This is a genomic window from Kaistella sp. PBT33-4 (genome assembly GCF_029194425.1).
Taxonomy (GTDB): Bacteria; Bacteroidota; Bacteroidia; order Flavobacteriales; family Weeksellaceae; genus Marnyiella.
The window spans coordinates 171,692-183,932 of the sequence record NZ_JARFYL010000003.1 but is presented as its reverse complement, the minus strand read 5'-3'; the positions used below and the strand labels follow the sequence as shown (position 1 = coordinate 183,932).

5 protein-coding genes are annotated in these 12,241 nt (G+C 43.9%); 4 read left to right on the top strand and 1 reads right to left on the bottom strand.

Annotated elements, in window-relative coordinates; all coding sequences use genetic code 11:
* Positions 1–70 precede the first annotated feature (70 nt).
* On the top strand, positions 71–1,474 hold the full coding sequence (gene lpdA / locus P0M11_RS06855; protein ID WP_275625011.1) for a dihydrolipoyl dehydrogenase: 1,404 nt from the start codon (positions 71–73) through the stop codon (positions 1,472–1,474).
* Between the two features lie 371 nt (positions 1,475–1,845).
* Here lpdA and P0M11_RS06850 read toward each other — a convergent pair whose 3' ends face one another.
* A complete protein-coding gene (locus tag P0M11_RS06850; RefSeq protein ID WP_275625010.1) occupies positions 1,846–4,041 on the bottom strand; it encodes a B12-binding domain-containing radical SAM protein in 2,196 nt (731 codons plus the stop codon).
* Between the two features lie 147 nt (positions 4,042–4,188).
* Between P0M11_RS06850 and P0M11_RS06845 the strand changes: the two genes are divergently transcribed.
* The 3 genes from P0M11_RS06845 (at position 4,189) to P0M11_RS06835 (ending at position 12,024) form a co-directional block, all read left to right on the top strand.
* Complete coding sequence (locus P0M11_RS06845; RefSeq protein WP_275625009.1) at positions 4,189–4,386, top strand: KOW motif-containing protein; 198 nt, start codon at positions 4,189–4,191, stop codon at positions 4,384–4,386.
* Positions 4,387–4,669: 283 nt separating this feature from the next.
* Positions 4,670–9,682 (top strand): translocation/assembly module TamB domain-containing protein, encoded by a 5,013-nt coding sequence (locus P0M11_RS06840; protein WP_275625008.1) that lies wholly within the window; start codon positions 4,670–4,672, stop codon positions 9,680–9,682.
* Positions 9,682–12,024: a BamA/TamA family outer membrane protein gene (locus P0M11_RS06835; RefSeq protein WP_275625007.1), complete on the top strand. Its 2,343-nt coding sequence runs from the start codon at positions 9,682–9,684 to the stop codon at positions 12,022–12,024. The genes P0M11_RS06840 and P0M11_RS06835 overlap by 1 nt, the downstream gene beginning before the upstream one ends.
* Positions 12,025–12,241: the final 217 nt, after the last annotated feature.

Sequence of the window (12,241 nt, the reverse complement as noted above, 5' to 3'; positions counted from 1 at the left end):
CCGTACAGTTTTGCTTCAAAATTTTCGTAATTTTGTGCCACTTAATTTTTAATTATCAAATCAAAATAAAATGAGTCAATTTGATGTTACCGTTATCGGTTCAGGTCCCGGTGGTTACGTAGCTGCAATCCGTTGCGCACAGTTGGGTTTAAAAACTGCAATCATTGAGAAATATCCCACGATGGGCGGTACCTGCCTCAATGTAGGTTGTATTCCATCCAAAGCTCTACTGGACAGTTCAGAACATTTTGAAAACGCAAAACATAACTTTGCCTCTCACGGAATCATCATAGATGAGCCAAAAGCTGATCTTGCAAGGATGATAGAAAGAAAAAATGAAGTAGTAGAGCAAACCACGAAGGGTATCAACTTCCTGATGGACAAAAACAAGATCACCGTTTTTGAAGGGGTGGGAAGCTTTGAATCTTCAACGCAGGTGAAGGTTACCAAAAATGACGGCTCTTCTGAAACTTTAGACTCAAAATACATCATTATCGCCACAGGTTCCAAACCCAGCTCACTTCCATTCATCACTTTGGATAAGGAGAGAGTGATCACTTCTACAGAAGCTCTGGAACTTAAGGAAATCCCAAAACATCTGGTGGTTATCGGCGGTGGTGTCATCGGTCTGGAACTGGGTTCTGTTTATAAGAGATTAGGTTCAGAGGTTACTGTAGTTGAATTTATGGATAAAATCATTCCTACGATGGATGGTGCACTATCCAAAGAGCTTAATAAAGTCCTGAGAAAGCAGGGTATGAAATTCATGCTTTCCACAGCGGTGCAGGCGGTTGAAAGAAACGGCGACACTGTGAAGGTAACTGCGAAAGATAAAAAAGGTGCCGAAGTTGTGGTGGAAGGAGATTACGTTCTTGTTTCAGTGGGCAGAAGACCTTATACCGACGGTCTTGCACTGGAGAAAGCCGGTGTAGATATGGATGAAAGAGGTCGCGTGAAAACGAATGATCATTTGCAAACCAACGTCTCAAATATTTACGCAATCGGTGATGTGGTTGCCGGAGCCATGCTGGCACACAAGGCTTCCGAAGAAGGTGTACTGGTAGCCGAGCAGATTGCCGGACAGAAACCGCACATCAATTATAACCTTATCCCGGGGGTGGTTTATACCTGGCCGGAGGTTGCCGCTGTTGGTAAGACGGAAGAGCAGCTTAAAGAGGAAGGTGTTGCCATTAAAGTAGGAAGTTTCCCAATGCGTGCCTTAGGCAGAAGCCGTGCTTCAGGCGATGTAGACGGTTTTGTTAAAATTATCGCCGACGAGAAGACGGACGAGGTTTTGGGAGTGCACATGATTGGTGCCAGAGCAGCCGATATGATCGCTGCTGCTGTAACCGCAATGGAATTCCGTGCAAGCGCCGAAGATATCTCAAGAATGTCCCACGCGCACCCCACCTTTGCCGAAGCAATTAAGGAAGCAGCACTGGACGCTACAGCAAAAATCGCGATACACATGTAATCGTAGGCTGTTCAGTCAATAATAAATTAAATAGATCTGTCTCAATACTTTATTGAGGCAGATTTTTCGTTTAGGATAATAAATTTTAGACCTACAAACAGCAATCTGCCTCTTCAGCGCTGTCTGCGGAAGTATTCAAAGATAGATCTCCGAAAATCTGTGCGAAATATGCAGCTCGCGGATTACACAGATGTATACATAAAATCTGCGATATCAGCGCAATCTGCGGGCTAAAAATATACTAATCCCCGCGAATGTGTGAGAAACTACCGCTCACAGATCACACAGATATCCACAGATAACATCAGCGTTATCAGCGCAATCTGCGGGCTAAAAAAAAATCTGCGTGAATCTGTATGAAAACTACTGTTTTAAAGAAGCAGTATCACACCGCTTCGTCTGAGTATTTGCACAGGTTTTGAAAACCAAAAGAGTTCGAAATCCTCAAATGATGTCTCAAAACTGCTTTTCAGCTCCTGAAGGGTGACTTTCCGAGCATTTTCAGCAGGATTTTCGGCCATAACCTTCATCAGCCACTGCGCTTTAGATGCTTGCAGTTCCACCGCAACAATATTGGTCTTCAAATGAAAGGTCATGCTTGCAAAAGATGCGGTCTCACCTTTTTTTGTTTTACTGTATTGTTCAACTCGCGGATTTGTATTTGTGAAAATAATTTTAGAGCTTCCTTTAATGACAAAATTTTCCTCTTCAAGCAGGCAGTCATGAATAAATGTTGGAGGAACAGTCGTTTTGGGAATTTTAAAATCAAACCATTCGCGCAGGGGCAGGTCAAAATTAATTCCGTGCATATAATTGAAGAGCGATTTTCTAAGACCCGTGCTGAAGCGGCTATGGTCAATACCTGTGCTGTCAGTGAACTGAACATCATTATTCGCAAACTGAATATCCTGTAATTCAGGCCTGACTCCAAATTCTTCTGGGTTTTGTCCCACCGGCGAATGTGTCGTCATGGCGAACTGATGCCAGAACCCACTCTGTACAATGCCCATTTCAAACAACTGCCGAACCATTTCAAGCGAGTCAACAGTTTCCTGTATGGTTTGTGTTGGGTAACCATACATCAGATACGAATGCACCATAATCCCCGCTTCCGTGAAATTACGCGTCACTTTGGCTACCTGTTCCACCGAAACTCCCTTGTCTATCAGTCTCAGCAGGCGGTCACTGGCAACTTCCAGACCGCCGGAAACCGCAATGCAGCCCGAAAGCTTAAGCAGATAGCAGAGGTCGCCGGTAAAGCTCTTCTCAAACCTGATATTGGTCCACCAGGTTACCACCAGTTTTCGCCTCAGGATTTCCAGTGCTACCTCCCGCATAAGTGCTGGCGGAGCCGCTTCATCAACAAAATGAAACCCCGATTCGCCGGTTTCCGCAATTAAGATTTCCATACGGTCTACCAGAATTTTGGCTGAAACTGGCTCGTAGGTCTTGATGTAGTCCAGTGAAATATCGCAGAAGGTGCATTTGCCCCAATAACAGCCGTGTGCCATAGTCAGTTTATTCCACCGTCCGTCGCTCCACAAACTATGCATAGGGTTGGCCACCTCAATCACAGAGATGTACTGGTCCAGCAGTAAATCACTGTAATCAGGTGTGCCTGTATAGGCCATCTTATAATCAGGGCGGGTAGAATCATTTTTATAAACAGTTTCACCGTTCTGCCGCAGGAAAGTTCTTTTAAATTCCGGCTGCGGACTCTGTGTTATACCGCAAAAATGGGAATGCAGCAATTCAATGGGCAGTTCGCCATCATCCAGAGTAATGAAATCAAAAAAATCAAATACGCGGGCATCTTTCAGGTCGCGCAGTTCCGTATTTGCAAATCCACCACCCATGGCCGTCTTTATATCCGGATAATTTTGTCTGATGAATTTCGCAGCTCTAAAAGCGGAATACAGATTTCCCGGAAAAGGCACGGAAAAACAAACCATTTTGGGCTGAAGGTCATCAATTCTTTCCTTCAGAATTTTTAATGTAAACTGGTCGGTGAATGTGGCCTCAGCCTGAAGTTTCGCATAGAGTTCATCAAATGAATTGGCACTTTGGCCAAGGCGTTCGGCGTAACGGCTGAAGCCGAAATCAGGGTCAATATTTTCGACAATAAAATCTGAAAGGTCTTCCAAATACAGCGTGGCCAAATGTTTTGCCCTGTCCTGCAGTCCCATGTTACCGAATGCGTAGTCCAAATCATCAAGCGCATTGAATCTGGAGGCCTCCGGCAGAAAATTCATTGTGCAGATCTGTCTGGCGAGGGTCGGGTTTCTGTTTTGCAGAAAAAGCATCACCTGATTGATGGTATTTACATACTCATCGCGCATTGCACAAATACGGCTGCTGTTTTCTGAGAAACCGGCTGTTCCATCCACCCGGTCAAACACCTTCCTCAATCCCTCTCTGGAAAAAAGTTCCAGAATCACCTCTATTCCCAAATCCATCTGAAAAGAAGAAATATTTTTTGTGTTCAGAAAACCTTTTAGGTAGGCTGTAGCCGGATAAGGGGTATTCAGCTGGGTAAAAGGTGGGGTGATGAGCAGGAGGTCTTTCAAGAATGTTTTTTGCAAATTTATTGAATTATTAGCAATGCAGTCATCGTAAGCCGGGTGCTTTTGGCGGACTTTTCACCATATCGTTGATTGCCCAGATGTTTAGTTTTTTTTAGATTTACTGTAAGCAAGTAATAAAAAATTAATGAAATGATGCCTGATGTAACAACTGTAATATCAAACGGTGATTATTGCCATGTTATTGGCGGTACACATAAGGGAAAATCCGGTACTGTTCAGGACAAAAACCTGAGCAAGACCGGGCAGATTACCATCACTGTGGTGCAGGATGATGGCGTGCGCTTTAAAACACTGGCGAAAAATGTACGGCTGCAGCTTAATAAGTAGATTCTCACAATCTACTTGAGCAAAAATCAGTTCGGCATGAGCTGAGGGGCATTTTGGTCTGATGTTTTCATGTGGCTTACAATTGGAGATATGAAAAAAAATTTACTCTGTTATTTTATTAAATAATCAGGCACGTGCTTCTAAGACCGGAAGCAGGTATCTGGTTGTTTTCAGTGTGATGCCGGACTGTTTTTGGTAATAATGCTGTCTTTACTTATGTAAAATTTTTGGATTTCTTTGATAAGGCTGTCGCTGCGACCTCTGCTAAAATGTCTGATATCACATGAAAAGTTTTAAAAAAGTCCTTAAATATGCCGGTATAACATTAGGATCACTCATCATTCTGGTGGTATTTGCAGTCCTGAGCCTGCAGCTGCCGGCGGTCCAGAATTTTCTTAAGGGCAAGCTGGTAAACTATCTTGAGGAAAAAATTCACACCAAAGTCACACTGGAACGTGTTTTTGTAGCGTTCCCCAACAGTCTGGTAATGGAAAATCTTTACCTCCAGGACCAGAATAAAGATACTTTACTGTTCGCAAGGAAAGTGGATGTGGGACTTCATATTCCCAAACTTCTTAAAAGTACGGCAGATTTGACCTCTGTTGATCTGGCCGGTGTGCGTGCAAATGTAATCCGCAGGCAGAACGGTAATTTTAATTTTGATTATATTCTGGAGGCCTTTGCCACCAAAGATGCTGAGGAGAGCGAATCCAAACCTTTTATTATTTCACTGGATAAAATAAAGCTTCAGGATATTGGAGTTAATTTTCGGGATCTGCAGGCTCGCAACGATCTGAGTGTATATTTCAAGTCCTTTGATACCCGCGTGAGGACTTTTGACCTTCAGAACAATTCCTATTCTGTAAATGACATCCTCATGGATGGTCTGCGCCTCCGTCTTAAGCAGGATTTACTTGAGGAAGTTACTGAGGAGGTGGAGCAGACTGTCGATTCACTGAACCGGCGCAAGCCGATGCAATTAGACCTTAACAGAATTAAACTGACCAATTTCGATATTGATTATGGTGATGATAATACCAAGACTTTCGGAAAAATAAAGTTTGCAGAACTAAGTTCGAAGGTAAATAAACTGGACCTTCAGAACAGTGATTTTGTTGTAGATAATGTAACGTTGAGAGCTGCAGACATTAATGCTAAACTTTTTATGCCGGCTTCCAAAGGCGCTTCAACCAAAGATAACACAGATACTAATAATCTGAGCACGGACAAGCCTCTCGCACTTCAGCTTAACAGATTAACATTTGACGATGTCCGCGTGGTGTACGATAATACGGCAATACCAGTTACGAGGCGCGGTATGGATTTCAACCATCTTAATTTCTCTAAACTGGATATGGAGGTCCGGAACTTCCAGATGAAGGATGGAACATTTGCCGGCACGGTAAATTCGGCGGTGGTTAAAGAAGGTCGCGGACTGGATATTCAGCGTTTTGAAACCGATTTTGTTTATGGTGAGAAACAGGCTTATCTGAAGGATCTTTATTTGCAGACTTCAAAGACACTTCTGCGCGATGAACTGGTATTGAACTACAATTCAACTGAGCAGCTGTCGGCCAATCCGGGGGCGGCACGGATATCGGCAAATCTTCGCAACTCAAAGGTAGGATTTTCAGATATTTTGATGCTGGTGCCATCCCTGCAGAATACCGTTCCGTTTAACAAATATCCTAATTCGGTTGTCAATGTAAATACAAGGCTTAGGGGCAGCCTGAATGTCCTGCAGATCCAGTATCTGGAGCTTTCCGGGATTGACAGGCTGAAGGTCAACGCGTCGGGAAATGTAAAGAATGCCATGAATCCGGACAATCTTCTCTATGACCTGAACATCCGCGAACTCTCATCCGATGCCCGCACAGTTACAAACTTGCTACCTAAAAATACGCTGCCGGCTAATATCACAGTACCCTCTTTTTTCAGGATCTCCGGTATCGCTAAAGGAAGTACTCAGGTGGTAAATACCAACCTGAAATTAACGTCGACTCTTGGTAATGCCGCCATACGGGCCGCTTTGGACATGAGGCGTAAAAACCAGGAGCGCTATGATGTCTTGGCTAATCTGCGAAACCTTCAGATCGGAACAATTATACAGAACAAAGACCTGCGTTCTGTCACAGGGCAGATTGCTGTAAAAGGCCAAAGTTTTGAACCCAACCTTGCCATCGCCAATTTAAAGGGAAATATTGCCTCTGTATATTATAACGGCTATACTTACAGGAATATGAATCTTGCGGGCACGGTGAACCGTGGGGCTTACGTTATTAACCTGGATTCCAAAGATCCGAATGCCAATTTAAAACTGCGGGCATCGGGAGTTTACAAAGAAAATAATCCGAGCATCAGGGTAAATGGTAATATCCAGAAACTGGACCTTAACAAACTGGGTTTTTATAAGGATCAGATGATTCTTGCCGGTGAGTTGGCTGGAGATTTCACGAGTCTGGACCCTGACGCACCAAACGGCTACCTCTATCTACGGAATTTTGCCATTTCAGATACAAAGGATGTCTATTCTCTGCAGGAAGTAGCACTCACAGCGCGGTCTACACCGGACAGTAATAGTATTAATCTGCAGTCTCAGGTAGTAGATGTAGACCTGACAGGAAAATACAAACTGACGCAGATATTCGGCTCACTAATGCAGACGGTAAATCAGTATTATCAGTTTCAAGGCCCGGGAGCTGCGGCTTCAAAAGTGGATCCAAACCAGTTCTTCGCCTTCAGCGCAAAGATTAAGGATGACGATTTGCTGCGCCGCTTTGTTCCTGAACTGAATTCCTTTGAACCTGTTGTTCTTACTGGAAATTATGTGGCAGATACCCGACAGCTGCAGATAAATGGTCAGATACCTCAGGTAAGCTACGGAAAGAACGATATCAGAGGTGGTGTGATTTCGGTAAATAATGCTGATGATTCTTTGATATATGATGTAAGTCTCGACGAATTCAAAAATGAGAGTATCGCATTGATGAAGGTAAACCTGAACGGTAATGTGAAGGACAATCTTATCACTTACAATGCATCAACCAAAGATGAAAAGGATGCCACCAAATTTTTACTGGCCGGAACCGCAGAGAAATTAGGCGAACTGACGGAAATCAGCCTTAATCCCGATGGACTGATCCTGGATTACACCAACTGGCAGGTTGCACCGGGCAATTCTCTGCGAATTGGCAGCCGTGGTATTGTAGCTGATAATTTTGCGGTCTCCAACGCCGGAAGTGAAATTCGGTTGCAGTCCGAATCCAATGTTCCCAACAGTCCGCTCAATGTAACCATCCGTGATTTCAAAATAGAATCCATTACAGAAATCCTGAAAAAAGATTCGCTTCTCGCGAAGGGAAATATCAACGGTACTGCGCAGTTGCGGGATCTGAAAAACAATATGTCCTTCACTTCGGATTTGGCGGTAACAGACCTCTTTGTGTACGGAAGTCCGGTGGGTAATGTGGATGTAAAAGTGAACAGCGAAACTTCTCAATTGCTGAGAGCCGATGTACAGGTTTCCGGTAATGATAATGATGTTAAGCTTCTGGGGACATATAATACATCGTCCGGCATTCTGGATATGAATCTGGATATGGACAGGCTGCAGATGCAGACGGTTCAGGGGCTATCGCTCAATGCCATTGAAAATGCAGAAGGTTATCTTTCCGGCGATCTCAAAATTGCAGGTAATCTGGATGCACCTTCCATTCTTGGTGATGTTAGGTTTAATAATGTAGGTCTTGGGATCACACAGTTGGGAACTAAGTTCAAAAATATCAATGATGAAATCAGTTTTACAAGAAACGGGATTGATTTTAATGATTTCCAGCTTAAAGATGAAAGCGGAAATGCCATTAGGGTTGATGGGTCAGTTTTAACTGAAAGATACAGGGAATTTGCATTTAATCTTGATGTTGATGCAGATGATTTCAAAGTGGTAGATTCCAGGAAAGATAATGACAAACTGATGTACGGTGTACTTGCTGTAGATGCTGGCCTCCGTATCCGGGGTGATCTTGACTTGCCAAGGGTAGATGGCAGTATAGCTGTAAAGGATGTCACAGATTTCACATTTGTATTACCCCAGTCATCACCTGCAATGGAAGACAGGGAAGGTATAGTGGAATTCATAGACCAGGACCAGATCGCGCTTCAGGAAACTGTTACGGCAGATTCACTCACAAATCAAAGTGACATAAAAGGCCTGGACGTAAATGTAAACATTGAAGTGACCAAAGAAGCAAAGATCTCGCTGCTCATTGACAAAGCCAACGGAGATTTTGTGGCACTTCAGGGTGAAGCACAGCTCACCGGCGGGATAGATCCTTCAGGAAAGACCACGCTTGTAGGTGTTTATGAAGTTGATCAGGGTGCCTACGAAATGTCGGTTAGTCTGCTGAGAAGAAAATTTGAAATTCAAAAGGGAAGCACGATAACCTGGACGGGTGAACCAACCACTGCTGACCTGGATGTGACGGCCATATACAAAACCGATGCAGCACCACTGGACCTCCTGCAGCAGCAGCTTACAGGCGTCAGCGGCACTGAACTCAACCAATACAAGCAGCGGATTCCTTTTAATACCCTGCTGATGATGAAGGGAGAACTCATGAAACCGGTTATTACTTTTGATATTACAACGGATGAGGAAAACAGTTCGGTTTCAGCCACGGTATTAGACAATACGAGAGCTAAGCTGGACCAGCTCCGACGCGAGGAAGCTGAAATGAACAAGCAGGTTTTCGCGCTGCTTCTACTGAACCGTTTCATTGGCGAAAATCCGTTCCAAAGCGAGACAGGACTCTCGGCATCAACGATAGCAAAGCAAAGTGTGAGCAGGATACTTTCCGAGCAGTTAAATAATCTGGCCGAAGATCTGGTAGGAGGGGTAGAACTTAATTTTGACCTGGAATCCACTGAGGATTATTCCAGCGGAAACAGAAATGAGCGTACAGACCTCAATGTGGATCTGAGCAAAAGACTTTTCGATGACCGCCTGAAAGTGACAGTAGGCAATAATTTCGGCATTTTAGGTGATACCCGGAAAAATGAGCAAACCACCAATATTGCCGGCGATGTAACTTTGGATTACAGCCTGTCCAAAGACGGCAGATATATGCTGCGTGCTTACCGCAAGAATGATTATCAGGTCGCCCTGCAGGGGCAGGTTATTGAAACCGGTGTGGGCTTCATTATTACTTTGGATTACGATAAATTCAGGGAGATTTTTGAAAGAAGCCGCAAACAGAGAGACACAAAAAACAAAACCGAAAACACGACTTCAAAATAATGAAGAAATCCAGTTTATTATATTTGCCTGCAGCTGCCGTAGCTTTAGCATTAACGGTTTCATCGTGCAGTAATACGCGCTTTCTGAAAGAAGGCGAAAAACTTTACACAGGCGCCACCATCGACATCGTAAACGATACCTTAAGCAAAAAGGAAAAATCCAATCTGAAAGATGCGCTCAAGGATCAGTTGCGGCCAAAACCCAATTCTTCCTTTCTTGGTTTGCGGCCTCAGCTTTATATCTATAACATAACAAAGGAGCCAAAAAAGGAAAAGGGGCTCCGTAACTGGCTGAAGTACAAAATTGGTGAAAAACCTGTGCTTTTGGGGGATGTGGATCGTGAATTCAATGAGAAGATCATCGTTAATTATTCCGAAAACAAAGGGTTCTTCAATGCACGTGCATCTTCGGATACCATTTCGAAAAACAGACGGGCAAAAGTTGCCTACACCCTGAAACCCGGCGCAAGGTATTTCATCAGCAACGTTACCTACGCGAAGGATTCAACTGTCATCAATGCAGAAATACAGTCTATTAAGGATAAATCATTCCTGAAGACGGGCAATCCTTTTGATCTGGATGTGATTAAAGCGGAACGCGAGCGCATAGATGAACACCTTAAAGACAAAGGTTTCTATTATTTCGGCGCGGACAATATTGTGGTGCAGGCCGACAGTACCGTAACAAAAGATCCAAAAGTAGAGCTTATCGTAAAGTTGAAAGACAATACTCCGCAACTTGCCAAAGAGCAGTTTACCATAGACAAAACCATCGTTTTTCCCGACTACAATATTGCTGACGCCAAGCTGGGAAAATATGGTATTCCCTATAATACAGATTCGGTGGAAGTTATAGACGACCTTTACATCATTGACCCTGAGAATAAATTTAAGCCCAAAATATTTGACCGTGCGTTGTACTTTGACAAAGGTGACCTTTATAACAGGAAAGACCATAACCTCTCGCTCAACCGTCTGATCAGTCTGGGTGTTTTTAAATTCGTAAAGAATGAATTCATCGTTTCAGATTCGCTCAACCATAAATTTGATGCCTATTATCTGCTTACGCCAAGGCCTTTTCAGTCCTTGCGACTGGAAACCTTAGGTAAGACGAGTTCTGCCAATTATACGGGCGGCGAGGTTAACCTCAACTGGACCCACCGAAACCTCTTCCGTGGTGCCGAACAGCTGAAAGGTGCGGTGTATGGTGCTTTTGACGTGCAGGTTGGCGGTCCCAAAGATGCCAATAATATTATCAGGGTGGGTGCCAACGCGCAGCTTTCTATTCCAAGAATTGTGGCGCCTTTCCGGTTTGAATCTTCCAGCGCATTTGTACCCCGGACCAATATAGAGTTGGGTTATGAATACCTGAGCCGGACAGGACTCTATACACTTCACAACTTCAATACCTCCTTCGGTTATCTTTGGAAGGAAAATGAGAGAAAGGAGCATAACCTCAAGGTTTTGGATGTTACGCTGGTGGCTCCCCAAAATGTGAGTGATAAATACCGTGAACAGATTGAAGGTAATCCAGCGGCGGGAATTCCTGCAAACCCTTCGCTTCAGCGCGTGATAGACAAACAGTTAATCTTCGGACCTGCGTACACTTATACTTATACCAACACCATGCTTCCGAAAAAAAATACGGTGTATTATAAAGGAAGCGTGGACCTGGCGGGAAACATTGCCGGTCTTGTAACTGGCGCCAATGCTAAAGAGGGTAACCAGAAAGAGCTTTTCGGCATTCCTTTCAGTCAGTATGCGAAGATGGAGCATGACTTCCGTTATTACCGAAAGGTGGGCGATAAGTCCTCAGTCGCTTCGCGGGTAATTGCGGGTCTTGGCTACCCTTACGGAAACAGTGCCACCATTCCGTACGTAAAGCAATTCTTTGTGGGAGGAAGCAACAGCATACGGGCATTCCGGGCCAGGACCCTTGGGCCGGGCAGTTATGATCCGCGCGTGCAGAACGCCTCTTTTTTCTTTGATCAGTCCGGAGATATTAAATTGGAGATGAATCTGGAATACCGTGCGAATCTTTATAAATTCCTTAATGCTGCTGTATTTGCTGATGCCGGAAATGTTTGGCTTGTAAATGAAGACCCGGAAAGACCCGGCAGTAAATTTTCAGGTGATTTTATTAAAGAGATGGCAGTAGGAGCAGGGATCGGCCTGCGTTTGGACTTTTCAATTCTCATTCTGCGCCTGGACCTGGCTATGCCACTTAGGGTTCCATATTATGCTGAGGATGAGCGTTGGGCTTTTGACAGGATTGATTTTGGAAGCAGTGCCTGGCGCCGTGATAATCTGATCCTCAACATCGCAATCGGCTATCCTTTCTGAGATATTGCGTTGAGAATTAATATTGAAGAGGCATTGCCTCTTTTTTTTGTTTCAAATTTTTATTTAGAATTATTAAAAATAAGGGAAATTATTTTACTTTTGCAGCGTCTTTACAGACCTGAAACAAATGACTAACTTCTCCTATTACTTATATGCGTTTATGACATTGATACTCTCCAGAGATTTTGATACAGCATTGCGGGGTTTTCAGTCAAAC